We start from the raw sequence: 24,955 nt of genomic DNA on the forward strand, positions 1-24,955 counted from the left end.
GCCGTAGGTGGTCGCCTCCAGCGTGCCGGCGGCCGACCAGCGGTAGCGCACCGCCGTGTTGCCCGGCTGCTGCACGCCCACCAGCCGCAGCGCGCCATGTTCCAGCACGTGATGCAGCTGGGTGCGCTGGCCCAGCGCATCCATTGCCTCCACCACCTCGCCCCAGGCGCCGTGGCGCCAGGACTGGCTGCGGCCGGAGCAGTCCGTGTGCCGCGCGAGCTGGCCACAGGCGTTGTAGGCGTAGAGGCTGCGCCCACCCTGGGCGTCGATCATCGCCACGGGCTGGTCGCACCAGGCGAGAGCGTGGGGTGGGAAGGCTGCGGTGCCGGCGGTGGTACCGGTGGCGGCCTGTTCCTGGGGCTGTTCGTATTCGAAGCGAGTCGTGAGGGCCTGGGTATCGGTCGCTCCGTTCCCGCCCCCGGCTGGCGCCATCGCCACCTCCACGAGCCGCCCCCAGGTGTCGTAGCGGAACTCCGTGCGCAGCCCTGCAGCGTCCTGGCTGGCCAGCAGCAGCCCGTCCTGCGCGCTGCCCGCCGGGCCCCAGTGCTGCTGGGTGCTCCGTCCGTCCGGGCCCTGCACACCCAGCAGCCGGCCTGCGCCGTCGTAGCGCCACCACGTGGTGCGGCCCAGCGCATCGGTGGCCGAGAGCCGCCGGCCGGCGCTGTCGTATCGGAATCCTTGCTCGGCCCCGTCCGGGGCCACGAGACGCACCAGGCGCTTGAGGCCACCTTCGCCTTCGAAGTGGTAGGCGGTCGTGCGGCCCAGGCTGTCGCGCACCACCGTGCTGCTTTGGCTGTTGCTGGGTACAGACGCGACGGCCGGAGTAGCGCCATTCTGGCTCTCCTCCGAGCCGTGGGCTGCCTGCGTGGTGTGTGCGGATTGCGCGGATGGCGCAGCCTCCGAGGGCGCCTGGCTGTACTCGAAGAAGTACGACAGCCCCTCTTCGTTGTGCTGCTCGGCCACGCGGGCACCCGGGCGGGCCGCCAATCCCTGGCGGCGGCCCTGCGCCGTCTGGTCTTCATAGACGTACCGGTGCTTCGGACCCTGGCGCACCTGGTGTTCCGTCATGCGGTGCAGCGTGTCGTAGCCGAAGCGGCGCAATACCGTGCCGTCTGCGCCCAGTACCTCGGCCAGGTTGCCTGCGCCGTCGTAACGGTAGCCCACGAGCGGCTGGGGGCGCGGGGCGGTGCCGGGTACCACTGCAGGGTCGAGCGGGTTGAACGTGCAGTCCACGCCCACCAGCCGCACACCGTCGTCGGGTTGCAGCAGGGGATGGGCACTTGTCTCTGCTGTTCCGGCATCCTGCGCGATGCGCTCGTAGCGCAGCGCGTAGCGGCGCCCGCTGCCATCGGTGATGCCTTGCACGCGGCCCTGCTGCTCGCCTTCCTCGCCCCACTGGTAGCGCTGGCTGCGGCCGAAGCGGTCGATCACCGCATGCAGGACATGGCCCGAGGCTGTTCCGTCGCTCGATACGCCCGCCGGCAGGAACACCCAGGCCGGAGCGCCTGCACCGCCCGCGCCCGGCACGGCGATCACGCAGCCCGGGTCCGCACGCAGCACTGCCGGTACGTGCGACCAGCGCGGTTGCTGTGCCCAGGGCAGCAGTTCGGCCGGGGTGGAGGATGGGGCCGGGGAGCCAGCCATGTCCCCGCCCCGCAACAGCCACAGGTCTTCGCTGCTGCTATAGAGCGCCTGCCCCGGCAGCAGCGCCTCTTCAAAGGTGATCGCCCGCCCCGACGCATCGAAGAGCACCACCCGCTCCGATTGCAGCCGCAACCGCAACTCCAGCGGCAGCTTCCACCCATACCCCAGCAACCCGCATGCCGCACCATGCTTCGCATTCACGTAACTGCTGTACACCCGCTGCCACGCCAGCGGCAGCGGCCCCGGCAGCGCGAAGTCCAGCTCATCCGCACCCGTCAGCACCTTCGCGCCCAGCGAGGGGTTCACCGGGTTGCCCACCGCCATGCCCCCGGGACACACCGAGCAGGCCACGCCGCCCGCCGAGCCGATCAGCACCGTCGCCGAGCCCTGGACGATCGGGCCTCCCTTTTGCGTCATGTCGCCCTGCCGGGCCGCGGGTTTGCCGCTCATATATGAATGTCTTCTTTCCTGGATGGTGGCCGCAGGGCTGCCTCCGAAGGTCGGGGATGCTATGCATGATCCGGCTCTGTGGGCATCATCCAATGGGAGGGTTTGTGTGTCGGCATGTAAGCATGTCCGCTGCGGCATCATCGGCCCATGCCGTCCCGCGCCGCCCCTCCTCCCAGTCTCTCCCGCAATGCTCCCCTCGCGCCGGCGGCCCTGTCCGATGCGCTGGCCCATGGACCGGCGGACCGGCGGGTGGCGGTGCTGCGCGAGATCGGTGCCGGCGGCTCGATTTCGCAGGCGGCCCGCGTGGTGGGCGTGAGCTACAAGGCAGCCTGGCAGGCGGTGGACACCCTCACCAACCTGGCCGGCGTGCCCCTGGTGGAGCGTGCGGTGGGCGGCGCCGGCGGCGGTGGCGCGCGGCTGACCGAGGCCGGGCATGCCCTGCTGCGCACGGCGGATGCGCTGGCGCAGGCGCGTGCCGGGGTATTGGACAACGCCGGTGCGTTCGGGGCGCAGGCGTCACCCTCGGGGGGGCACGCCGGCCAGGCCCGCGCCGTGCGTCCGGCCGCGGGGCTGGCGCTGCGCACCAGCATGCGCAACCAGTGGCCCTGCGTGGTGCAGGCGCTGGAGCCGATGGGCCCCGTGGTGCGGGTGTGGCTGCAGGGCGCATCCGCAGCGGGGCAGGGCGCGAGGGCGCCTGAGGGTGACTTGCGGCTGTTCGCGCGCGTCACCCGAGAGAGTGCCGAGCTGCTCGGCCTGCAGCCCGGCACCGCGGTGCTGGCGCTGTGCAAGGCCACGGCCGTGCGCGTGGGGCCCGCGCAGCCCGTTCGCGCCGCTGCCCGGTGCGTCCCTGGAGAAGGGTCTTCCAACGCGTGGTCAGGCCGGGTGGCGCGCCTGTCGCGCGGCGGTGCGCAGGGGGATGAGGTATCCGCCGAACTCGATGCCGGCGTCCGCATGGTGGGTTTTGCGGAGCCCGGGGCCGGCCTGCGCGCGGGCCGGCGCGTGGTGATGTCGGTGGACGAGTCGGCCGTCGTCCTGGCAGTGGTGGACGCCGTATAGCCGGCAGGTGGCGGAAGCGCCGGCCTGGTGCAAGGAAGAAAGAGCTACTCCAGCCCGAAATGCGCGCGGAACGTCTCGCAGAAGGCCTGCGTGCCGCAGAGCGAGAGGGTGACGGTGTGCCGCGGCGCACCCGTGGCGCCCGGCTCGGCCACCACGCGGCGCCGTGCCCCGTCGTAGCGCAGGGACTGCCCGGTGGAGGTTTCCTCCACGGCCTGCAGGTCGTAATCCCATTCCCCGTCCTCTTCGATGGGGCCGCGCTGGCTGCCGAACCGTTCATGGGCCCAGTGCAGCACGGCGGCGATTTCCGCGTGCAGCGCTTCCACATGCTGCCCGGTCACGCTGGCCATCGCGTCCCAGGTGCCGCCGCCTTCGCCGTCTTCGCTGTAGTCGAAATCGAGGTAACGCAGGATCATGGGCCGGACATGGATGGGCTGGACAATGGAAGGATGCATGGCGGGCACGATCTGCCGGGGCAGGCAGTGCCCGGCGCCGATTGTCGGCGAGTGCATCCTGCAGATTGCCACAGAATGTAGGCCGACCGCTTCCCTGTGCCGCATCTGTCTTGCCCATGACCGCCACTCCGTCCGACCCGACCCGCGCCGCCGACCCGTCCGCCACACCCGTCCTGTGGGAAGGCCTGGGCCTGCGCCATACACCGCCGGGCGCTGCCGGGCCGCTCTTCGAAGGCATGGACCTGCGCATCGGGCCGGGCGCCACGCTGCTGCGGGGCGGCGACGGCCGCGGCAAGACCACCCTGCTGCGGATCATCGCGGGCGCGCTGCGTCCGCAGGCGGGGCGCTTGGCGGCAGGCGGCGGCAGTATTTTCTGGGCCGATCCCCGGGGCGATGGGCCGGAACCGCCCGGCGAACAAGAGACACCGGTGGACTGGTGGGCCAGGCAGGCACGGCGCTGGCCGGACTGGAGCGCGCAGGCGCTGGGGCTGCACATCGAGGGGTTCGGCCTGGCCGGGCATGCCGGCAAGCGCATGGAGCAGCTGTCCACCGGCACGCGCCGCAAGGTGCTGCTGGCAGCCGGTTTCACCAGCGGCGCGGCGCTCGTGCTGGTGGACGAGCCGGTCGCGGGACTGGACCGGCCGTCCGTGGACTACCTGCGCAAGCTGCTGTCGGACCTCCCGGCGGCCGATGCGCGGCGGGCGCAGGGGGTGGTGGTCGCGCATTACGACACGCTGGGTGGTGTTCCCTGGAACCAGGTGGTCGAACTGGGCGATTGAATGGCAAGGTGGGACTGTGTTTGAAAATGGAAAGTACCACAATATTTGTCAAAAATGATTTCAATGTGATTAAATTAATGGGGCTCATCTATTGCGTGCGGCCCGGGCCGCACGAATCCATGGAAGGCAAGCCCATGTCGTCCCCGAAAATTCCCGCCCGCCTGGCAGTAGGCCTTGGCCTTGTGGCTCTGATCGGCATCGCGATAGCGCTCCTGGGCGCTGTGGCCCTGCGCTCGCTGTCCGCGAGCCTGCAGGAGGTCACCGCGGACCGGATGGTCAAAGTGGCGCAGTTCACCGAACTGAAAGACAACCAGAACGCCATCGCCCGGTATGCGCGCAACATCGTGATATCCGGCAACACCGCCGTCCAGCGGGAGGAAAAGCGCAAGCTCGCCGAACTGCGCGAGGCCGACGAGAAACTCCTGCAGGCCCTGGACATGTCCGTGACCCGGCCGGAAGCCAGGAAGTCGATGGACGCCCTTTGGCAAAACCGCGCCGAATACAACATGGCCCTGGAACGGGCGGTGGACCTCGCAGAACGGGGTGAGCGGGCCGCCGCAGGTGCCTTGCTGCTGGGCGAGTTGCGCCCGCGGCAGAGCCTGATGTTCCAGTCGGTGGACGAATCCCGCGCCTTGCAGCAGCAGTTCGCGGACGCGCTGGCGCAAGACGCAGCCCGTTCCGCCGCGCGCGTCACGCTGGTACTGGCGGCGATGGGTACGGCAATCGCCGTGCTGGCCCTGCTGCTGGGCTGGAGCTTCGCGCGCGGTCGCTCCCGGGCATCGGGCGGGGAGCCGGCAGCGTCGGCCGCTGTAGCGTGGCGGAGCCCGGATGCCCGAGCGGGCAACCCGTCGCACGGTCTTCCGTTGCAGTCCGCAGGCGCATTCATTGCAGGGAACGACGCCGCCGTCCGTCCGTGAAGGGCCCGCGGGCGGCAGCCCAAAGGGCATTGCGCAAGTGCCCAGTGCACTGGGCAGCACCGGCGTGAAGGTCGTAAGATCCCATGACGTCATGGCGCTGTGCGGGCCGGCACCACGCCCTCCGCGGAGCGCCATTCCCGAAGGCTTTTCCAGGACCTCCCATGGACGCTCTCCTGTTCGCTCCCGTGGCCGTGGCGATCGCGCTCACGCCCGGCCCCAACAATTTCTGCGGCCTGAACAACGGCATCCGCGCCGGGGTGGGGGCGGCGATGTTCGCCACCATCGGGAGGGCGGCGGCGTTCGCGATCTTCCTGACCATCTCCGCCGTGGGCCTGGGGGCCATGCTGCTGGCTTCCGAAGCCGCCTTCACCACCGTGAAGTGGGTGGGCGCGGCCTACCTTTTCTGGCTGGGGTGGCGGGCCTGGAACAGCCGGGAGTTCGGCGGGCTGGATTTGGTGGAGGGCGGCGACGCGGCCGCCGCGCCCGCACACCCTGCCGCCGTGCCCACCTGGCGCGCGCTGGCCACCCAGGAATTCCTGCTGGGCATCACCAACCCGAAGGCCATCATCCTGTTCGCGGCAGTCTTTCCGCAGTTCATCGATCCGGCGCAGCCCGCCGCCCGTCAGTTCGTGGTGCTGGGCTCGGTGTACCTGCTGGCGGAGTTCGTCTCCACGGCCGTGTATGCCAGCTGCGGCCGGCAGATCCGGCGGGTGATCCGCTCGCAACGCGGCGTGGTCAGGCTCAACAAGGCGACGGGCGGATTCTTCATGGGGGCAGGCGGGCTGCTGCTGGCGGCCAACCGCTGAACGGCCCCGGGCACCGGCACCGCCCGCGCGGGGTGCCCGGCCTCACATCGCCTTGAAACGGTGGGCGTGCAGGCGGCTCACGGGCAGGCGCCCGGGCCGTTCGCGCAGGTGCAGATGCAGGCGCCCCGCCTCGTCGCGCTCCACCGATTCGATGCCCGACGCGCGCACCAGCGTGCCGCGGTGGATCTGCCAGAACACGTCGGGCTCGAGTTGCGCCGCCAGTTCCTTGAGCGGGGTGCGGATCAGGTATTCCTGCCGGGCGGTGAGCACGCGCACGTATTTGTCCGCCGCTTCGAACACCAGCACGTCCGCCACGGGGACGAAGTGGATCCGCGGGCCGCTGCCGGCCTGGATGACGGTCAATGGCGCGGCGTCCGGCTGCGATGGTGCTGCAGCGGGGACGGCTGGGGCCGTGAGCAGGCCGCGCAGGCGTTCCACCAGGGCCTCGAGCCCGGTTTCGTCGCGAAGCGGCGCGCTCGCTTCCGGACCCGCGCCGCCGTCCGGCCGGCCGGCGCGGGCCGCCAGCATCGCCTGGATCTTCCGCACGGTCTTGAGCAGCCGCGGCGCCTGCACGGGCTTGAGCAGGTAGTCGAGCGCCTGCGCCTCGAAGGCCTGCACGGCGTACTGGTCGTAGGCGGTGACGAAGACCAGGGCGGGAAACGGCGCCTCCTCCAGCGGCCAGGCGCCTGCGATCTCCAGCGCGGCGTCCAGGCCGCTGCGGCCGGGCATGCGGATATCGAACCACAGCACGTCGGGACGCAGTGCCAGGGCCTGGTGCACGGCGCTGTCGCCGTCGCCCACGGTGGCGGCGATCTGCAGCTCAGGCCAGGCCCGCGCGAGTTCCTGGCGCAGGGCCGCGGCCAGCAGGGGTTCGTCTTCGGCGATCAGGGCGCGGGGGGCTTGCATGGCATGGAAGCGTTTTCAGGATCGGTGCCGGCAGCAGCGCCGGCCGGGGCCGCGGGCAAGCCCAGTGGCAGGAAGATGCAGGCCCTCGCGCCCCGGCCGCCGTCTCCGGGCACCAGGTCCAGCGTGGCCCGCGGGCCTTCTAGCGTGACAAGCCGCTCGCGCACCTGGGCGAGCCCGAATCGGCTGCCGGCGCCCGGGGCGGCACCGGGCCCGGCGCGGTCCGGCCGGAGGCCGGCGCCGGTGTCTAGGACGCTCAGCTCCAGGCGCGGGGCCGGGCCGGGGGCGAGGCGCGCGGTGACTTCGATGCGGCCGCCCTCGACCTGCGGCTCCAGGCCATGGCGGATCGCGTTTTCCACCAGAGGCTGAAGCAGCAGGGGCGGGACGGACACCGCCTCCAGCGATTCCGGCAGGTCCAGCGCATAGGACAGGCGCGGACCCATGCGCACGGCCATGAGCTCCAGGTAGTCGCGCAGCAGGGCGAACTCGTCCGCAAGCGGGTGGGCCGCCGCGCGCGAGGCGCCCAGGGTGGCGCGCAGGTAGGCGATGAAGTGGTCCAGCATGGCCTGTGCCTGCGGGGGGTCGGCGCCGATCAGGGCCCGCAGGTTCGCCAGGGTGTTGAACATCATGTGCGGCTCGAGCTGGGTCTGAAGCAGCTTGAGCCGGGCCTCCGCCGTGTCGCGCTGGGCCTGCGCGATACGGCCCTCCAGATACCGGGACTTGCCCTGGGCATAGAAAAAGAGCGATACCGCGACGCAGGCGAGCACCGTGGTGAGGACGGCCGACCCCGGGTCGCCGGGCGGTGGCGCATGGGATGGCAATTGCAATGCGCGGCAGTAGGCATCCCCGATGGCCGAGCCGGCGTGGAAACCGATGGTGCCGCTCACGGCCACCAGCATCCATCCCCGCCAGCCCAGGGGCCAGGGAATGGTGTCGTCGCGGGTCAGCCAGAGGCGCCCGACCTCCACCATCAGCCAGCTGACCATGCCGATGGACATCGAATACACCAGTTGCGCATGCCACGGGCCGCGGCCATAGGCCACCTGGATGGCGGCGATGGCCGTGCAGACGCCTGCGACGATCAGGCCGTGGAGAAGGAACTGGCGCGAATGGAAATGCGTCATGGTGGCGGGGATGGCCTGTGCGGTGGCCGGCCCGGGCCCGATTGTGCGCTCCGGCCGGTGCGGTTCAGGGCTGGCGGCGCAGCGCCGCGCGCTCGCGCGCCAGCAGATATCCATAGATGCCCGCGCGTCCCGGCAGCGCCACCGCCAGGCCGTGCGCCAGCAGGCCCAGGCCCCAGCCGAACACGGGGAACACCGCCCAATGGCGGCCCTGGGACACCGACAGTGCGGCCAGGCCCAGGTTCACGCAGGCATAGGTGGTCGCGTGGACCAGCCAGCCCAGCTTGGCATCCGCACGCCGGCGGGCAAGCCGTTCGGCGGCATCGGCGGCATCGGCGGCATCGACTGTGAGAGGGGCGTCGGCGGCTGCAGGGCGGTGGGTGGAATGCATGTCGTGGCTCCTGGACGGACGGCGGGAAGGAGTCCACTGTGGCCCGCCCCCGGCCGGCGGTACAGCGCGGCGCGACGGACTGCCGGCGGAGCGGCGTGAAACGCGGCTCCGGGGCCGCGGGCCGCCGCCGCCGGCATGGCCGGGACCCCGGTGGTTGTAGGGGATTTACGTTTCTTCGCATGGCAGCGGGCAAAACGCCACGTTGAGCTTCTACGATCGGGGCGCGGTCCTCCGGGAACCTGCAGGCGTGGCCTCATGGCCATCCGCCTTTTTCGCTGTCGCCACCGTATCCGATGCCCATGAGCCCCAACGACCCCCACGCCGCCCCGCCCGCCGCCACCGTGCCCGGTCCTGAACGAGGCCCGCGGCCGCCCGGCCGGCGTGCCCGATGGCTCGGCGCCACGGTGGCGGTGCTGGCAGTGGCCCTGCTGTGCGCGGGCGCCTGGTGGCTGGTGCAGCGCTCCAAGGCGCCGGTGGCCGGCCCGGGCTTTCCCGCCGCGGGCGGACCGGGCGGGCCGGGAGGGCCGGCCCGCCCCGCCGGCGCCGCGCCCGGCGGCGGCCGCGCGCTGGTCACCGTGGGCGAAGCGACGGCCCGCCTGATGCGCCTGCCGGTGGCCATCGAGGCCCTGGGCACCGTGACGCCGGTCGCCACCGTGACGCTCCGGCCCCAGGTGGCGGGCGTGCTCACCGAGGTGTTGTTCACCGAAGGGCAGGTGGTGCGCAAGGGCCAGGTGCTCGCGCAGATCGATCCGCGCCCCTACGAGCAGGCGCTGATGCAGGCCGAGGGCACGCTGCGGCGCGACGAGGCGCAACTGGAGAACGCGCGCATCACCCTCGAGCGCTACCGCACCCTGCTGTCGCAGGACTCCATCGCCCGGCAGGACGTGGACACGCAGGCCGCGCTGGTCAAGCAGCTGGAAGGCACCGTGATGACGGACCGCGCGCAGGAGCGCACCGCCCGGCTCAACCTCGGCTACACGCGCGTGGCGGCGCCAGCCGCGGGCCGCATCGGCCTGCGCGCGGTGGATGCGGGCAATTACGTGACCACGGGAGATACATCGGGGATCGCCACGATCACGCAGACGGCGCCCATCGACGTGGAGTTCACCGTCACGCAGGACCGCGTGGCCGACGTGCAGACCGCCGCCGCCGAGGCCGGCGCCGCAGGGCTGCCGGTGGTGGCCAGGGACCGCACCCGCACCACGGACCTCGCCCAGGGGCGGTTCTCCACGCTGGACAACCTTGTGGACACCGCCACCGGCACCGTGAAGGCCAAGGCACGCTTCGCCAATGCCGACGGCCGGCTCTTCCCCAACCAGTTCGTGAACGTGCGGCTGGAGCTGCGCGAGGTCGAGGCCCTGGTGGTGCCCGTGACCGCGGTGCGGACCGGGGCCAACGGCGACTTCGTGTACGTGATCAACGACGACCACACGGTGACGCTGCGCAAGGTGCGGCGTGGCCAGTCCACCGTGGAGTGGGCGGCGATCGCGGAAGGCCTGAAGGCCGGTGAGCGCGTGGTGACCGAAGGCGGCGACCGCCTGCGCGACGGCGCGCGCGTGCAACTGCAGGAGCCCGGCGGGCCGGGAGCGGCCCAGGGCGCGCCGGGGCGGCGCGGGCGGGCCTCCGGCGCGTCCTGGCCGGCGGGTGCGGAGCGCGGCGGTGCCGACGGCCCCGATGGCGCACCGCGCCGCCACCGGCACCGCCCGGATGCCGGGGAGCCGGCTCCGGCCGCATCCGCTCCGGCCGCCGCGGCGGCATCGGTGCCGGCCAGCCGTTCCTGATCCCCGCGCGCGTTCCCGCCCATGAGTCCGTCGCGTCCCTTCATCGAGCGGCCCGTCGCCACCGCGCTCCTCATGCTGGCCATCGTGCTGGCAGGGCTGGTGGGGTTCCGCTTCCTGCCCCTGTCGGCCCTGCCGCAGGTGGATTACCCGACCATCCAGGTGCAGACGCTCTATCCCGGCGCCAGCCCCGAGGTCATGAGCCGCAACGTCACCGCGCCGCTGGAGCGGCAGTTCGGGCAGATGCCGGGCCTCGCCCGCATGGCCTCCACCAGCGCCGCGGGCGTGTCCATCGTCACGCTGCAGTTCGACCTGGGCTTGGCCATCGACGTCGCCGAGCAGGAAGTGCAGGCGGCCATCAATGCCGGCTCCTCGCTGCTGCCCACCGACCTGCCCGCGCCGCCGGTCTATGCCAAGGTGAACCCGGCCGACGCGCCGGTGCTCACCCTGGCGATCAGCTCCGACACGATGCCGCTCACCGAGGTGCAGAACCTCGTGAACACGCGGCTGGCGCAGAAGATCAGCCAGGTGCAGGGCGTGGGCCTGGTGACCCTGGCCGGCGGGCAGCGGCCCGCCGTGCGCATCCAGGCCGACACCAAGGCGCTGGCCTCCTACGGGATCGGGCTGGACACGCTGCGCAGCGCCATCTCTGCGGCCAACGCCAACAGCGCCAAGGGCAGCTTCGACGGGCCGCAGCGCGCCTACACCATCAACGCCAACGACCAGCTCCTCACAGTGGACGACTACAAGCGGCTCGTCGTGTCCTGGAAGAACGGCGCCCCGGTCCGCATGGTCGATGTCGCCCGCGTGGTGAACGGGGCCGAGAACGACCGACTGGGCGCCTGGGCCGGCGTTCGCGCCGCGCCGGGCCACCCCAAGCAAGCGGAGGCCCCCTCGGGGGGCAGCGAACCAGGCGAAGCCGGGAGCGTGGGGGCCACCGAGCCGCCGCCGGGCCGCCCCAAGGCGGCGAGCGCCCCCCCGGGGGGCAGCGAACCAGGCGAAGCCGGGAGCGTGGGGGCCACATTGACGCCTGCGATCATCCTGAACGTGCAACGCCAGCCGGGCGCCAACGTGATCTCCACCGTGGACAGCATCCAGCGCCAGCTGCCCGAGCTGCAGGCCGGGCTGCCCGCAGGCCTGGACGTGCAGGTGCTCTCGGACCGCACCACGGGCATCCGCGCCTCGGTCCACCACGTCGAGATGGAACTGGTGCTCGCCGTGCTGATGGTGGTGCTGGTGATCTTCTTCTTCCTGCACAGCCTGCGCGCCACGGTGATCGCCAGCCTGGCCGTGCCGATCTCGCTCATCGGCACCTGCGGCGTGATGTATCTGCTGGGCTACAGCCTGAACAACCTGAGCCTGATGGCGCTCACCATCGCCACCGGCTTCGTGGTGGACGACGCCATCGTGATGATCGAGAACATCGCCCGGTACATCGAAGAGGGCGAGCCGCCGTTCCAGGCGGCCCTCAAGGGCGCCACGCAGATCGGCTTCACCATCATCTCGCTCACCGTGTCGCTGATCGCGGTGCTGATCCCGCTGCTGTTCATGAGTGACGTGGTGGGCCGCCTGTTCCGCGAGTTCGCGGTGACGCTGGCGCTCACCATCCTGATCTCGGCGGTGGTCTCGCTCACCCTGGTGCCGATGATGTCCGCGCGCTGGCTGCGCGCCGTGCCCGACACCCCGCCGCGCGGGCTGGGCGGCGCCATCCAGCGGGGCTTCGACCGCGTCATCGCGCGCTACGACGTCTGGCTGCAGTGGGTGCTGCTCCGCCAGGGCGCGACGCTCGTCGTGGCGCTGCTGACGCTCGCGCTCACCGTGGTGCTGTACGTCTTCATTCCCAAGGGGCTGTTTCCCACGCAGGACACGGGCCAGCTGCAGGGCCGCCTGGTGGCGGCGCAGGACGTTTCGTTCGAGCGCATGAGCGGACTGCAGCAGGAGGCCGTGCGCGCCATCCTGCAGGACCCCGACGTGGCCTCGCTCAGCTCCTTCGTGGGGGTGGACGGTGCCAACAACGCCATGCTCAACACGGGCAGCCTGCTCATCAACCTCAAGGCCGGGCGCGACAGCCAGGAGGTGGTCATGCGGAGGCTGCGCGAGCGGGTGAACGCCGTGGCCGGCGTCACGCTGTACCTGCAGCCCACGCAGGACCTGACCATCGACGCGGAAACCGGGCCCACGGAATACCGCGCCACCATCGGCGGCGTCGATTCCGCCGAGGTGAACGCCTGGACGAACAAGCTGGTGGAGCGACTCCGTACGGTGCCGCAGGTGCGCAACGCCACCACCGACGCGGGCGCGCAGGGCCTCTCGGCCTTCGTGGACATCGACCGGGCCACGGCCGCGCGCCTCTCGGTCACCGCCAGTTCGGTGGACGACACCCTCTACAGCGCCTTCGGCCAGCGCATCGTCTCCACCATCTTCACCGAGACCAACCAGTACCGCGTGATCCTGGAGGCGCAGAAGGAGGGGCTGTCCAGCCCCGAGGCGCTGGGCACGCTGCAGCTGCGCACGGGCGGCGGGGCTCCCACGCCGCTGTCGGCCGTGGCGACCATCCGCGAGCAGCCTGCGCCCCTGCAGATCACGCGCGTGGCGCAGTACCCGGCGGCCACGCTGGGCTTCGACAGGGCCGAAGGCGCCTCGCTGGGCGAGTCGGTCGATGCGATCCGCGCCGTGGCGAAGGAGATCGGCATGCCCGCGAGCCTGTCGATGCAGTTCCAGGGCGCGGCCGGGGCCTACGAAAAGTCGCTCACCAGCCAGCTCTGGCTGATCCTGGCCGCGATGGTCTGCGTCTACATCGTGCTGGGCGTGCTCTACGAGAGCTACGTGCACCCGCTCACCATCCTCTCGACGCTGCCTTCGGCCGGGGTGGGCGCGCTGCTCGCGCTCATGCTCACGGGCAATGAACTCGGGGTGATCGGCATCATCGGCATCATCCTGTTGATCGGCATCGTCAAGAAGAACGCGATCATGATGATCGACTTCGCCATCGACGCCGAGCGCGGCCAGGGGCTGCCGCCGCAGGAGGCCATCCACCAGGCCGCGCTGCTGCGCTTCCGCCCCATCCTGATGACCACCCTGGCCGCCCTGTTCGCCGCGCTGCCGCTGATGCTGGGCTGGGGCGAGGGCGCCGAGCTGCGCAGGCCGCTGGGCCTGGCGATCTTCGGCGGCCTGGTGCTGAGCCAGCTGCTCACGCTGTTCACCACGCCGGTGATCTACCTCGCGTTCGACCGGCTGGGCCGGCGCTGGACGGGCCGGGGCACGGCCGCGGCGCCCGAGGTGCCCGCCGTCCTGGCGCCGCCGGCCGCACCCGCCGGGGAGGGCCGGCCGTGAACCTCTCGCGTCCCTTCGTCGAGCGGCCCGTCGCCACGGTGCTGCTCACCATCGGCATGGCGCTCGCGGGCATCGCGGCCTTCTTCCTGCTGCCGGTGGCGCCGCTGCCGCAGGTGGACTATCCGGCGATTTCCGTCTCGGCCAGCCTGTCCGGCGCCAGCCCCGAGACCATGGCCACCAGCGTGGCGACGCCGCTGGAGCGGCGCCTGGGCGTGATCGCGGGCGTGAACGAGATGACGTCCTCCAGCTCGAACGGTTCGGCGCGCATCAGCCTGCAGTTCGACCTGAACCGCAAGATCGACAGCGCCGCGCGCGAGGTGCAGGCTGCCATCAACGCCTCGCGGGCGGACCTGCCCGCCACCCTGCGCAGCAATCCCACCTACCGCAAGATCAACCCGGCCGATTCGCCGGTCATCATCCTCGCGCTCACCTCCAGGTCGCGCACGCCGGGCGAGATCTACGACGCCGTCTCCAACGTGGTCAGCCAGCGCATCTCGCAGGTGGAGGGCGTGGGGGACGTGGAGATCGGCGGCGGCTCGCTGCCCGCCGTGCGCGTGGAGCTGCTGCCGTTCGCGCTGAACCGCTACGGCATCGGCTCGGAGGATGTGCGCGCCGCCATCCAGGCGGCCAACGCCAACCGGCCCAAGGGCGCCATCGAGAGCGATGGCCGGCGCATGCAGATCTACACCCCGTCGCCGTCGCGGCGCGCCGCCGACTACGCGGACCTCGTCATCGCCTGGCGCGACGGCGCGCCGGTGCGGCTTGGCGACGTGGCGCAGGTGATCGACGGCGTCGAGAACACCCGCACGCTCGGCCTCTTCAACGGCGAGCCGGCCATCGTCGTGCTCATCACGCGCCAGCCGGGCGCCAACATCATCGAGACGGTGGACGGCGTGCGTGCGCTCCTGCCTTCGCTGCAGGCGCAGCTGCCGCAGGACATCCGCATCGCCGTGGCCTCGGACAGCACCAACTCCATCCGAGCCTCGCTGCGCGAGATCGAGGTCACGCTGATGGTCTCCATCGCGCTGGTGGTGCTGGTGGTGGGGCTGTTCCTGCGCAGGGCCCGCGCCACGGTCATCCCGGCGGTGGCCACCGTGGTCTCGCTGCTGGGCACCTTCGGCATCATGTACCTGCTGGGCTTCAGCCTGAACAACCTCAGCCTGATGGCCCTCACGGTGGCCACCGGCTTCGTGGTGGACGACGCCATCGTGGTGCTGGAGAACACCAGCCGCCACATCGAGGCCGGCATGGACCGCATGGAGGCGGCCCTGCAGGGCGCGCGCGAGGTCGGCTTCACCGTGCTGTCGATCAGCCTGTCGCTGGTGGCGGTGTTCATCCCGCTGCTCTTCATGGACGGGCAGGTGGGCCGGCTGTTCCGCGAGTTCGCTGTCACGCTCTCGGTGGCGGTGGCGATCTCGCTGGTGATCTCCCTCACCACCACGCCGATGATGTGCGCCTGGCTGCTGCGCTCGGAGGGCGCGGACGGCCATGCTGGCGCGCCGCCCCGGTCGCCGGGCCGCTTCGCGCGCTGGACCGTCGCCGCGCAGGATGCGGTGCTGCGCGGCTACGGCCACGCGCTGGACTGGGCGCTGGCGAGCAAGGCGCTGGTCATCGCGATCCTGCTCGCGGTGATCGGTCTCAACGTGTACCTGTTCAGCCATATCCCCAAGGGCTTCTTCCCGCAGCAGGACAACGGCCAGCTCGTGGCCGGCCTGCGCGCGGACCAGAGCATCTCGTCCGGGGCGCTGGCGGGCAAGCTGCGCCAGGCCGTGGACATCATCCGCAACGACCCGGCCGTGGACACCGTGGTGGGGTTCTCGGGAGGAGGGCGCGCGGGCGGCGGCTTCATGTTCGTGAACCTCAAGCCCGTGTCCGAGCGCAGCGACACCAGCATGGCCGTGGTCGGCCGGCTGCGGCCGCAGCTCGCGGCGCTCACCGGCCTGCAGGTCTTCCTCTCGCCCGTGCAGGATTTGCGCATGGGCGGGCGCTCCAGCAACTCCACCTACCAGTACACCCTCAAGAGCGACAACCTCGCCGACATGCGCGTCTGGGCGACCAAACTGGCCGAGCGCCTGAAGCAGGAGACGCTGCTGACCGACGTGGACACCGACCAGGCCGACAACGGCTCGGAAACCTACGTGGAGGTGGACCGCGACAGTGCCGCGCGCCTGGGCGTGAGCGCGGCGGCCATCGATGCGGCGCTCTACAACGCCTTCGGCCAGCGGTCCGTGGCCACCATCTACAGCGAGCTGAACCAGTACTCGGTCATCATGGAATGGGCACCCGGCTACACCCGCGGCCCGCCGGCGCTCAGGGACATCTTCGTGCCCGCCAATCCGTCGGGCGCCACCGGCTCCCCGGCGAACCCCGGCCAGCGCGGCGCGTCCACCGGGCAGGTGCTCGCCAACACCCAGGAAAGCATGGTGCCGCTCTCGGCCATCGCCAAGGTGGTGGAGCGCTCGTCGCCCACCTCCATCAGCCACCAGGACGGCGAACTGGCCACGACCATCTCCTTCAACCTGGACGGCAACACCTCGCTCAGCCAGGCGCGGCAGATCGTCGAGCAGGCCGAGGCCGACATCGCCATGCCCACCAACGTGCGCGGCAGCTTCGAGGGCACGGCGCGCAGCTTCCAGCAGACGCAGGGGCAGCAGTTCTTCCTGATCCTGGCGGCCATCGTGGTGATCTACATCGTGCTGGGCATCCTCTACGAAAGCCTGATCCACCCCGTCACCGTGCTCACCACGCTGCCCTCGGCCGGCGTGGGCGCGGTGCTCGCGCTGTTGCTGTTCAACATGCAGTTCACCATCATCGCGCTCATCGGCGTGTTCCTGCTGATCGGGATCGTGAAGAAGAACGCCATCCTCATCATCGACTTCGCGCTGGAGGCCGAGCGCGCGCGGGGCCTGTCGGCCACCCAGGCGGTGCGCGAGGCCTGCATGCTGCGCTTCCGCCCGATCCTGATGACCACCCTGGCCGCCGCCCTGGGCGCCCTGCCGCTGGCCATCGGCTTCGGACAGGGTTCCGAGCTGCGCCAGCCCCTGGGCGTGGCCATCATCGGCGGGCTGATCGCCAGCCAGCTGCTCACGCTGCTGACCACGCCCGTGGTCTATGTGCTGCTCGACCGGCTCCGCCGCCCCTCCGGCAACGAACGACACCTCAGCCGCGCCGCCGACACGGCCCCGGCCGTGCCCGCGCAACAACCATGACCTTCGATCCTCCCGCCCTCCGGCCTGCCATTGCCGCCCGTCCGGCGGCCCGCGCGCCGTCCGCTCCGCGCATGCTGCGCGCCTGCGCCGCGGCGCTGCTGCCGGCCTGGCTGGCCGCCTGCTCGGTGGCGCCGCCCTACCAGCCCCCGGTGCTCGCCACTCCCATGCCCACCGCCTTCAAGGAGGCGGGGGCGCTCTGGCAGCCGGCCGCACCCGCGGACGCCGCCGACCGCGGCGACTGGTGGGCGCTGTTCGGCGACGAGGAACTCAACCGCCTCGCCGCCCAGGTGCAGGTATCGAACCAGAACATCGCTGCCGCCGTGGCCGCCTATGCCCAGGCCCAGGGGCTGGTGCGCGAGCAGCGCGCCGGCCTGCTGCCGGGCGTGAGCCTGTCGGCCAGCGAGAGCCGCGCGGGCGGCGAGGGCTCCGCGCGCAGCGGCACCACGGCCCAGGCGGCACTGGGCGCGACCTGGGCGCCGGACGTGTGGGGGCGCCTGGGCAGCACCGTGGACAGCGCCCGCGCCAGTGCCCAGGCCAGCGAGGCGGACCTGGCCGCGGCGCGGCTCTCCGCCGTGGGCTCGCTCGTGGCCGCCTACTTCCAGCTGCGCGAGGCGGACGCCGAGGCCGCATTGCTGAGCGACACGGTGCAGGCCTACGAGCGCGCCCTGCGCATCGCCCAGAACCGCTACGACGCCGGCGTCGCCGCGCAATCGGACGTGCTGCAGGCGCGCACCCAGCTCGCCAACGCCCGCGCCGACCTTGCCACCGCCCAGCGCAACCGCGCCGGCTACGAGCACGCCATCGCCGTGCTGGCGGGCCAGCCGCCCGCCGCGTTCAGCCTGCCCGCGGGCACCTGGGTGGCCAGCGTGCCCGCGGTGCCCGCGGGACTGCCTTCGACCCTGCTCGAGCGCCGCCCGGACATCGCCGCAGCCGAGCGCGCCGTCGCCGCCGCCAACGCGCAGATCGGCGTGCAGCGCTCCGCCTATTTCCCCAGCTTCAGCCTCACGGCCTCGCTGGGGCGCAGCGGCACCGGCCTGGGCGACCTGTTCAGCGCCTCCGGCGCGCTGTGGTCGCTGGGCCTGTCGGCCGCGCAGACGGTCTTCGACGGCGGCGCCATCGCCGCGCGCGTGGACCAGGCGCGCGCGGCGCGCGACGCCCGCGTGGCCAACTACCGCCAGACGGTGCTCGGCGCCTTCCAGACGGTGGAAGACCAGCTCACGGCGGTGCGCACCCTGCAGGCGCAGGAACCGCTGCGGCAGGAGGCCGTCTCGGCCGCCCAGCGCACCGAGGAGCAGATGCTCAACCGCTACCGCGCCGGGCAGGTGAGCTATACCGACGTGGTCACCGCCCAGGTGGCGGCACTGTCCGCGCGGCGCGCACTGCTGCAACTGCAGGTGAGCCGCCAGCTCGCGGTGGCATCGCTCATCCAGGCACTGGGCGGCGGCTGGCAGGCTCCCTGGATGGAGGACGGGCGCGCTGCCACGGCCGGGCAGGGCGCTGCCGAGCCCCGATAATCCGCGGCTGCTTTCCCCACCACACGAAAAAGGATTTCCGTGGATTTCATCTTGCTGGCCAAGGCCGCCGTCATGGGCGTGGTCGAGGGCCTGACCGAGTTCCTTCCCATCTCCTCCACCGGCCACCTGATCCTCGCGGGCGCGCTGCTCGGTTTCGATGACGACAAGGCCAAGGTATTCGACATCGCCATCCAGACCGGCGCGATCTTCGCGGTGGTGCTGGTGTACTGGCAGAAGATCCGCGACACCCTGGTGGCGCTGCCCACCCAGCCCCGCGCCCAGCGCTTCGCGCTCAATGTGCTCATTGGCTTCCTGCCGGCCGTGGTGCTCGCGCTGATCTTCGGGAAGGCGATCAAGGAACACCTCTTCACGCCGGTGGTCGTGGCGTCCACCTTCATCCTGGGCGGCTTCGTCATTCTCTGGGCCGAGCGGCGCGCGCCCGGCGCCGTGCGCGTGGATTCGGTGGACGACATGACCCCGCTGGACGCGCTGAAGGTCGGGCTGGTGCAGTGCCTGGCCATGGTGCCGGGCACGAGCCGCAGCGGCGCCACCATCATCGGCGGCATGCTGCTGGGCCTGTCGCGCAAGGCCGCCACCGATTTCTCGTTCTTCCTGGCGATCCCCACGCTGATCGGCGCCGGCGTGTACAGCCTCTACAAGGAGCGGCACCTGCTGTCGATGGCCGACCTGCCGATGTTCGCCGTGGGCCTGCTGTTCTCGTTCGTGAGCGCCTGGCTGTGCGTGCGCTGGCTGCTGCGCTACATCAGCACCCACAGCTTTGTTCCGTTCGCCTATTACCGCATCGTTTTCGGCATCGTGGTGCTTGCCACAGCCTGGACCGGCTGGGTACACTGGGCCGAATGACTTTCCGTGTCGCGGCACGGAAGGCTTTTGTGTGCCGGTTTCATATCACTACATAGCATGTGCTGCTATGTGAAAAAGAAAGTGATAAGCTGAGCGCTATCGAGGGCCCCTCGTAGCGCTGCATTCGGCGGGGGATGACGCAGGCAGGGTCCGGGCCTGCCGGCCGTACCGCGCATGCGGAGGCGGGTGCCGGACGGTAGAGGAACCGCTGTCCACCATGATGCCGAATCCATTGCCGCTGGACGGCATGTCTTCCGTTGCCGGGATGGCGCCGGACATTTCAGACACTGACATGCTCAGCCTGCTCACGCGCAATGTGGGCGCCACCGTCGCCGTCATCTCCCGGGCCGAGCGCGTCGTCTATGTCAACGACGAGTATGCGCGATGGTTCCGGGCCGCGCCCTCCGACATCGTCGGCAAGAGCCTGTTCGAACTCTACGGGGAATACAACCATTCCCGCTTCATGCCGTATGTGCAGCGTGTGCTGGTGGGCGAGCGGGTGAGCTACCAGCGGCTGGTGCTCGACCCCGAAGGGCGAGAATCCTGGCGCACGATCTGCCTGTCCCCCTGGCGGGACGCGCGCGGCGACATCGTCGGCTTCGTGACCGCCGCACTGGACGTGGACGAGTTGCAGGTCGCGATGAACGCGCTGCGCGCCGCCAACCAGCGGCTGTCCTCCCACATGGACAACAGCCCCCTGGCCGTGCTCGAGATGGACGACCAGCTCCGCGTGCTGCGGTGCTCGCGCCGCGCCATCGAGCTCATGGGCTGGCAGGACCTCGTGCAGATCGAGCGCCGCCGCCTGCACGAGCTGCCCGGCACCTCTGCCATGGACCAGCATCTGTCCCAGGCGTTCTCCGAATTGCGTTCCGGCCGCGCCACCCGCAACCGCGTGGAATCGAGCCTGCTGCGCGCGGACGGCACCGAAGTGCATTGCGAGTGGTTCAACTCGGCGCTCACCGACGAGATCGGCCGCGTGACCTCGATCATGTCGCTGGTGCAGGACATCTCGGCCAAGATGGAGATATCGCGGCAGCAGCACTACCTGGCCAACCACGACTCGCTCACGGGCCTGCACAACCGCTCGGCCTTCCACAACCGCTTCGAGCGCTCGCTGTCGGAGATCCGCACGCGCGGGGGCGCGGTCGCGCTGCTGTTCATCGACCTCGACGGCTTCAAGAAGATCAACGACGGGCACGGCCACAAGGTCGGCGATGAGGTGCTGCGCTACGTGGCCCGCCGGCTGGCCCATGCCGTGCGCGGCAACGACACCGTGGCTCGGCTGGGCGGCGACGAGTTCCTGGTGATGCTCGACACCGACGTGCAGGAAGACCTCGCCGGGCAGATCGGCTCGCGCATCATCTCGGCCATCTCCGAGCCCATGGATGTCGGCGGCCACGACGTGCGCGTGGGCGCGAGCATCGGCGTGGCCATGCACCCGCCGCTCGCGGGCGACATCGAGCTGCTCATGACCCGCGCCGACCAGGCCATGTACGCCGCCAAGCGCTCCGGCCCCGGCTGCGTGCGCTACGCCGGCCAGGGCTGAGCGGAGCAGGGGGGCGGAGCCGCCCGCCCCGTGCCTGCGCCTAAGGCTTCACGCTTTGCGCGAAATGGAAGAAGTTGTCCGGATCGTAGGCCCGCTTGACCCTCTGGAGCCGGGCATACACATCCTGGCCCCAGTAGGCATCCACGTAGTTCTCGAGCGAGCCGTCCGGATAGTTCTGGTACACCTTGCCGGTCAGCAGCGGGTGCATCAGGGCCTGGAATCCCGCCAGCCAGTTTTGCACCGTTACGCGGTCTTCCGGTTGGGTCCAGAACACGTCCATCACGAAATCCGCGTCCACGTGGCGGTGGATGAATGCGCTGTCTTCCACCGGGTAGCGCTCGATCGCTCCGCCATAGGGCTCCAGGTAGGCCATCGCATACGTGTTGGGCGACGTGGCGAAGTAGTCGATCACCGACTGCCATTGCGCCTTGGTCAGCTGCCTGTCCAGGTAGCCGCAGGCCTTGCTTTCGCAGGTGCCTTCCGTCAGGCCCTGGGGCAGGTCGTAGGGATGGTCGTCCAGGTACAGGTTCATCGCGGGGTAGCTGCCGCTGCGGTCCACGAGCAGCTTGGCCGTCGGAAACTTCAGCAGCGCATCGATGGCCGCCATGCCGTCTGCGCGCGAACCGCAGTACATGCCCTGGATCATGAACACCGGCTTTCCGTCGCGGAAGCCCAGGTTCATCATGTAGCCCAGTTCGTCCGGCGCACCGGTGCGCATGAATTGCTCCTGCAGCATTACCAGCACGTCGGCGGCGTCGGCGGCTTCCCAGGAAATGGCCCAGGCCCAGACGCCCGGCAGCCGTACCATGCGGTAGGTGACCTGCAGCAGCACCCCGAAGTTGCCGCCCGTGCCGCCCCGCATGGCCCAGTACAGTTCGGCGTTTTCCGTCGCGCTGGCCGTCACGATCCGGCCGTCTGCCAGGGCCACGCGCATCGACTCCACCAGGTCGCTCTGGATGCCGTACGCACGCGACGTGTAGCCGTAGCCCCCGCCCTGCACGAAGCCTCCCACGCAGACATTGCCGCAGGCGCCCGTCGGCACGTGCCAGCCCGTAGCGCCCATGGAGCCGTTGAAATGGTCGAAATCCGTGCCCGGCAGCACGTGCACCCGTTCGGCGCCCGGGTCGATCATCACGCCGCTGAGATCGCTCAGGTCGATCACCACGCCCATCTGGTTGACCGAGTAGCCGGCCGTGCTGTGGCCTCCGCAGCGCACCGCGACCCAGGCCTTCCAGCTCTTCGCGAAGGCCAGGCTCAGCATCACGTCGTCTTCGCACTCGCAATAGATGATGAGCAGCGGATAGGCCTGGAATGCAGGGTTCGATTCCTGCCGGGCCTCGTCGTAGTCTGCGCTGCCGGGCAGCACGACCCGCCCGACCAGCTCATCCTCGAGCGCGATCAGCGCGTCCCACGGCCACGGGGTATCGGCCGATGCGTTGGCGGCGGCGAGGCCGCGCAGGTGCGCGACGCGCCGGTCTTTGGCAAGGCGGGCAGGACTCTTTCGTTGGGCCATGGTGGGATTCCCTCGTTTGGATCAGGTGGCAGGCTCGGACGTGGCGGGTCTGCAGGAGCCAGGACTGCGGGCGACCCGCGAAATAACGGAGTGCCGCCCGCCTGCGTTCATCGCGCAGTGCTTGTATGCAGGCATGCTGTGTCCATATGTAACCAACTTGCGCCGCAGTGTAGGGGATCGCGGTGCCCTTGCGTCCGTGTTTTTTGCGGCTTCCGTTCCGGAAGCGGCAGATGCCCACCTGTCGGGACGGCGCCGTTCCGGCGAACCGTTCCCGCCGCTTCAGCCTGCCGGCGCGCCGATCAGGTTCAGCACCGCGGCCTCGATGGCCGCAGCGGTGGCGCGGGGCTGCTCCATCGGGAAGAGATGGCTTCCTTCCAGCATGGTGATGCGGCCCCGCGTCACGCGGCGGGTGAGGTCCATGCCCACCTGCCGCAGTTCCTCGGAACCCAGCCCGCCGATGAACGCGGCGGGGCAGCGCAGCGGGTGGGTGGACAGCAGCCGGCCCAGGTTGTGGGGCAGGGTGTTGTAGATGGCGGTCTCGACCTCGCGCTCGAAGTGCAGCGCCACGCCACCGTCCCCATGCGGACGCAGCCCATGGTCCACGTAGTCGCGCAACACGGCCTCGTCCCAGTGCGCGAACGCCCTCTTGCGCCGGAAATGCTCGATGGCATCCTCGGCGCTGTCCCAGCGGTTGCGGCGCGCCCGGCTGATCTTGCCCGGCGAGACCGCGCCCACCACCTGCGTGCGCTTGGCCATGCCCAGCGCTCCGGCGCGCCAGCCGCCGATCAGGGGCGAGTCCACCATCACCACGCCGCGCGCGAGTTCAGGATGCCGCGCCGCCGCCATCACGCTGAGAAAGCCGCCCAGCGAATGCCCTACCAGGAACACCGGCCCGCCCGTGCGGTCCGCCTGCTCGCGCGCGAAATCGGCGAGCTGCTGCACCAGCGCAGGCCAGTTGCTGGTGACCGGATAGCGCGGGTCGTGCCCGAAACGGTCCACCGCGTCCACCTCGAAGCCGCGTTCGCGCAACTGCGCGAAGAGCACGCGGTACGTGCCCGCCGGGAAGCTGTTGGCGTGGGAGAAGACCAGCGGAAGGGGCGTCGTCATCGCGGAGGGCCGGCGGGGCAGGGCGGGAACGTCGTGAGGCTCGGAAGTGGGGGCGCACGGCAGGGCGGTCGAGGTGCAGCGCCGCCGGCGCTTCAGATGAGCTTGTCGCTCGGCGTGCCGATCTTCTTCAGGGGCCGGCTGCGCGCGGTCTCCGCCAGGATCGGCACGTCGGTCGCTCCGCCGTTCCAGGCCGGGTCTTCGATGCTGTCGAACACCTGGCGCAGCCGCTCCCCCCAGCTGCTGCGCACCATGCGGAAATACGGGTTCTGCTCGTCGATGCAGACGATCTTGTCGGTGGACAGGTGCCCGGCCTCGTACACCACCAGGTCCAGCGGCAGGCCCACCGAGAGGTTGGACTTGAGCGTGCTGTCCATGGATACCAGCGCGCACTTGGCGGCCTCGTCCAGTGGGGTGTCGGGCGTGAGCACGCGGTCCAGCACCGGCTTGCCGTACTTGGACTCGCCCACCTGGAAGTAGGGCGTCTCGGGCGTGGCCTCGATGAAATTGCCGGCCGAATAGACCTGGAAGAGCCGCATGCCCTCGCCCTGGATCTGGCCGCCGAACACCATCGACACGTTGAAATCCACCCCCGAGCGCTTGAGCGCCGCGCCGTCGCGCTCATGCACGTGGCGCACGGCCGAGCCCAGCACGCGGGCGGCATCGAACATGCTCCTGGCGTTCCAGATGGTGATGGGATCGCTGCCGTCGCGGTCCGCCAACTGCTCGGTCTGCAGGATCTCCCGCACCGACTGGGAAATGCTCAGGTTGCCGGCCGAGAGCAGCACCATGAAGCGATCGCCCGGCCGCTCGTAGATCATCATCTTGCGGAAGGAACTGATCTGGTCGAGGCCGGCGTTGGTGCGGGAATCGGACAGGAAGACCAGTCCGGCGTTGAGCTTGATGGCGACGCAGTACGTCATGGAGGAACCGTCGGGGAGAAAAAGGCGAAAGAAGCGAGTGTAGTGGGGCGCGCGCTGCCGGGTGGCGGGACGGACTTTCGGGTCGGCTATTTCATTTGACGAGGTGATGAACAAGCAGACATTTTTGGAAACAAATTTCCCACCGTCCGGGGCTACCCGGCCCTGCAGGGCTGCTCCTATCATTTCTTGCTTTTCAACTTGACTCTGCCGCAACCTCGCGGGTTGCCACCTAGACAATGACACGCCGCGTCACCATCCAGACGCCCCTGGGAGAGCAACTGCAGTTCCGGCAGCTGCGGGGCAGCGAGGAGCTGAGCCAGCTTTTCTCCTTCGACATCGACCTGCTCTCGGAGACCCGCGACATCGATCCCAAGGCGCTGCTGGGCAGGGCGGCGACGGTGGAGATCGAGACCGAGGGCGGCGGCAAGCGGTACCTGGACGGCCTGGTCACGCGCTTCGGCATGCAGGGGCAGGACCATCGCCTCTACTCCTACCACCTGCGCCTGCAGCCCTGGCTGTGGGTGGCCACGCGGCGGCAGGACTTCCGCATCTTCCAGTTCAAGACCGTCCCGCAGATCGTGCAGGAGGTGCTGGGCCGCTACGGCTACCCGCTGCAACTGAAGCTCACGCGCGCCTACCGGGCCTGGGACTA

Annotated in this window: 19 protein-coding genes; 11 read left to right on the forward strand and 8 right to left on the reverse strand. The window is 70.5% G+C overall.

The features are described from left to right. Window positions 1-2,094: DUF6531 domain-containing protein (locus tag BLR05_RS23995; RefSeq protein ID WP_143016004.1), on the reverse strand; the 2,094-nt coding region annotated here is incomplete at its 3' end. Between the two features lie 147 nt (window positions 2,095-2,241). Here BLR05_RS23995 and BLR05_RS24000 point away from each other — a divergent pair. After that, window positions 2,242-3,150 carry a TOBE domain-containing protein gene (locus BLR05_RS24000; RefSeq protein WP_092839932.1) on the forward strand — a complete coding sequence of 303 codons (909 nt, stop codon included), beginning with the start codon at window positions 2,242-2,244 and terminating at the stop codon, window positions 3,148-3,150. 44 nt (window positions 3,151-3,194) lie between these two features. Here the strand turns inward: BLR05_RS24000 and BLR05_RS24005 are convergent, their stop codons facing one another. Continuing rightward, window positions 3,195-3,563, reverse strand: coding sequence for a hypothetical protein (locus BLR05_RS24005; protein ID WP_092839972.1), 369 nt, complete (start codon window positions 3,561-3,563; stop codon window positions 3,195-3,197). Between the two features lie 155 nt (window positions 3,564-3,718). Between BLR05_RS24005 and BLR05_RS24010 the strand changes: the two genes are divergently transcribed. From BLR05_RS24010 to BLR05_RS24020, 3 genes are all read left to right on the forward strand, one after another. Next, entirely contained in the window at window positions 3,719-4,381 is a 663-nt protein-coding gene (locus BLR05_RS24010; protein WP_092839935.1) for an ABC transporter ATP-binding protein, read from the forward strand. Beyond that, entirely contained in the window at window positions 4,378-5,298 is a 921-nt protein-coding gene (locus tag BLR05_RS24015; protein ID WP_244160174.1) for an MCP four helix bundle domain-containing protein, read from the forward strand. Before BLR05_RS24010 ends, BLR05_RS24015 begins: the two co-directional genes overlap by 4 nt. 161 nt (window positions 5,299-5,459) lie before the next feature. Then, on the forward strand, window positions 5,460-6,104 hold the full coding sequence (locus tag BLR05_RS24020; protein WP_092839938.1) for a LysE family translocator: 645 nt from the start codon (window positions 5,460-5,462) through the stop codon (window positions 6,102-6,104). Window positions 6,105-6,146: 42 nt separating this feature from the next. Here BLR05_RS24020 and BLR05_RS24025 read toward each other — a convergent pair whose 3' ends face one another. From BLR05_RS24025 to BLR05_RS24035, 3 genes are all read right to left on the reverse strand, one after another. Next, on the reverse strand, window positions 6,147-7,010 hold the full coding sequence (locus BLR05_RS24025) for a LytR/AlgR family response regulator transcription factor (RefSeq protein ID WP_092839941.1): 864 nt from the start codon (window positions 7,008-7,010) through the stop codon (window positions 6,147-6,149). Next, window positions 6,989-8,131: a sensor histidine kinase gene (locus tag BLR05_RS24030; RefSeq protein ID WP_092839944.1), complete on the reverse strand. Its 1,143-nt coding sequence runs from the start codon at window positions 8,129-8,131 to the stop codon at window positions 6,989-6,991. Before BLR05_RS24030 ends, BLR05_RS24025 begins: the two co-directional genes overlap by 22 nt. Before the next feature lie 64 nt (window positions 8,132-8,195). After that, complete coding sequence (locus BLR05_RS24035) at window positions 8,196-8,519, reverse strand: 2TM domain-containing protein (RefSeq protein ID WP_092839947.1); 324 nt, start codon at window positions 8,517-8,519, stop codon at window positions 8,196-8,198. Window positions 8,520-8,818: 299 nt separating this feature from the next. On the opposite strand from BLR05_RS24035, the gene BLR05_RS24040 reads away from it, so the two are divergent. The 6 genes from BLR05_RS24040 to BLR05_RS24065 all read left to right on the forward strand — a co-directional run bounded on the left by BLR05_RS24040 (window position 8,819) and on the right by BLR05_RS24065 (window position 20,763). Further along, a complete protein-coding gene (locus BLR05_RS24040; protein ID WP_092839977.1) occupies window positions 8,819-10,300 on the forward strand; it encodes an efflux RND transporter periplasmic adaptor subunit in 1,482 nt (493 codons plus the stop codon). A gap of 21 nt (window positions 10,301-10,321) precedes the next feature. Then, the gene (locus BLR05_RS24045; protein ID WP_092839950.1) at window positions 10,322-13,630 is read left to right on the forward strand and encodes an efflux RND transporter permease subunit; all 3,309 of its coding nucleotides are present in this window, start codon (window positions 10,322-10,324) and stop codon (window positions 13,628-13,630) included. Continuing rightward, a complete protein-coding gene (locus BLR05_RS24050; protein ID WP_092839953.1) occupies window positions 13,627-16,839 on the forward strand; it encodes an efflux RND transporter permease subunit in 3,213 nt (1,070 codons plus the stop codon). Before BLR05_RS24045 ends, BLR05_RS24050 begins: the two co-directional genes overlap by 4 nt. Continuing rightward, the gene (locus BLR05_RS24055) at window positions 16,836-18,353 is read left to right on the forward strand and encodes an efflux transporter outer membrane subunit (protein ID WP_092839956.1); all 1,518 of its coding nucleotides are present in this window, start codon (window positions 16,836-16,838) and stop codon (window positions 18,351-18,353) included. The genes BLR05_RS24050 and BLR05_RS24055 overlap by 4 nt, the downstream gene beginning before the upstream one ends. 39 nt (window positions 18,354-18,392) lie before the next feature. Beyond that, window positions 18,393-19,217 (forward strand): undecaprenyl-diphosphate phosphatase, encoded by an 825-nt coding sequence (locus BLR05_RS24060; protein ID WP_092839959.1) that lies wholly within the window; start codon window positions 18,393-18,395, stop codon window positions 19,215-19,217. Between the two features lie 217 nt (window positions 19,218-19,434). Next, window positions 19,435-20,763, forward strand: a complete 1,329-nt coding sequence (locus BLR05_RS24065) for a diguanylate cyclase domain-containing protein (RefSeq protein ID WP_092839961.1) — start codon at window positions 19,435-19,437, stop codon at window positions 20,761-20,763. Between the two features lie 40 nt (window positions 20,764-20,803). Here the strand turns inward: BLR05_RS24065 and BLR05_RS24070 are convergent, their stop codons facing one another. The 3 genes from BLR05_RS24070 to BLR05_RS24080 all read right to left on the reverse strand — a co-directional run bounded on the left by BLR05_RS24070 (window position 20,804) and on the right by BLR05_RS24080 (window position 24,303). Beyond that, on the reverse strand, window positions 20,804-22,276 hold the full coding sequence (locus tag BLR05_RS24070) for an FAD-binding oxidoreductase (protein ID WP_092839964.1): 1,473 nt from the start codon (window positions 22,274-22,276) through the stop codon (window positions 20,804-20,806). Window positions 22,277-22,555: 279 nt separating this feature from the next. Continuing rightward, window positions 22,556-23,383, reverse strand: coding sequence for an alpha/beta fold hydrolase (locus tag BLR05_RS24075; protein ID WP_092839967.1), 828 nt, complete (start codon window positions 23,381-23,383; stop codon window positions 22,556-22,558). 92 nt (window positions 23,384-23,475) lie between these two features. After that, window positions 23,476-24,303 (reverse strand): proteasome-type protease, encoded by an 828-nt coding sequence (locus tag BLR05_RS24080; RefSeq protein WP_092839969.1) that lies wholly within the window; start codon window positions 24,301-24,303, stop codon window positions 23,476-23,478. A gap of 236 nt (window positions 24,304-24,539) precedes the next feature. Here BLR05_RS24080 and BLR05_RS24085 point away from each other — a divergent pair. Next, window positions 24,540-24,955 (forward strand): contractile injection system protein, VgrG/Pvc8 family (locus tag BLR05_RS24085; protein ID WP_279616039.1); only part of this gene is annotated, 416 nt, incomplete at its 3' end.

It is taken from the genome of Paracidovorax cattleyae, assembly GCF_900104515.1.
Lineage (GTDB): Bacteria > Pseudomonadota > Gammaproteobacteria > Burkholderiales > Burkholderiaceae_C > Paracidovorax > Paracidovorax cattleyae.

What these genes read in the sequence shown, in the direction of transcription:
- BLR05_RS24000 (WP_092839932.1), top strand. Translation starts at nt 2,242, where the DNA reads ATGCCGTCCCGCGCCGCCCCTCCTCCCAGTCTCTCCCGCAATGCTCCC.
- BLR05_RS24005 (WP_092839972.1), bottom strand. Translation starts at nt 3,563, where the DNA reads ATGATCCTGCGTTACCTCGATTTCGACTACAGCGAAGACGGCGAAGGC.
- BLR05_RS24010 (WP_092839935.1), top strand. Translation starts at nt 3,719, where the DNA reads ATGACCGCCACTCCGTCCGACCCGACCCGCGCCGCCGACCCGTCCGCC.
- BLR05_RS24020 (WP_092839938.1), top strand. Translation starts at nt 5,460, where the DNA reads ATGGACGCTCTCCTGTTCGCTCCCGTGGCCGTGGCGATCGCGCTCACG.
- BLR05_RS24025 (WP_092839941.1), bottom strand. Translation starts at nt 7,010, where the DNA reads ATGCAAGCCCCCCGCGCCCTGATCGCCGAAGACGAACCCCTGCTGGCC.
- BLR05_RS24030 (WP_092839944.1), bottom strand. Translation starts at nt 8,131, where the DNA reads ATGACGCATTTCCATTCGCGCCAGTTCCTTCTCCACGGCCTGATCGTC.
- BLR05_RS24035 (WP_092839947.1), bottom strand. Translation starts at nt 8,519, where the DNA reads ATGCATTCCACCCACCGCCCTGCAGCCGCCGACGCCCCTCTCACAGTC.
- BLR05_RS24040 (WP_092839977.1), top strand. Translation starts at nt 8,819, where the DNA reads ATGAGCCCCAACGACCCCCACGCCGCCCCGCCCGCCGCCACCGTGCCC.
- BLR05_RS24045 (WP_092839950.1), top strand. Translation starts at nt 10,322, where the DNA reads ATGAGTCCGTCGCGTCCCTTCATCGAGCGGCCCGTCGCCACCGCGCTC.
- BLR05_RS24055 (WP_092839956.1), top strand. Translation starts at nt 16,836, where the DNA reads ATGACCTTCGATCCTCCCGCCCTCCGGCCTGCCATTGCCGCCCGTCCG.
- BLR05_RS24065 (WP_092839961.1), top strand. Translation starts at nt 19,435, where the DNA reads ATGATGCCGAATCCATTGCCGCTGGACGGCATGTCTTCCGTTGCCGGG.
- BLR05_RS24070 (WP_092839964.1), bottom strand. Translation starts at nt 22,276, where the DNA reads ATGGCCCAACGAAAGAGTCCTGCCCGCCTTGCCAAAGACCGGCGCGTC.
- BLR05_RS24075 (WP_092839967.1), bottom strand. Translation starts at nt 23,383, where the DNA reads ATGACGACGCCCCTTCCGCTGGTCTTCTCCCACGCCAACAGCTTCCCG.
- BLR05_RS24080 (WP_092839969.1), bottom strand. Translation starts at nt 24,303, where the DNA reads ATGACGTACTGCGTCGCCATCAAGCTCAACGCCGGACTGGTCTTCCTG.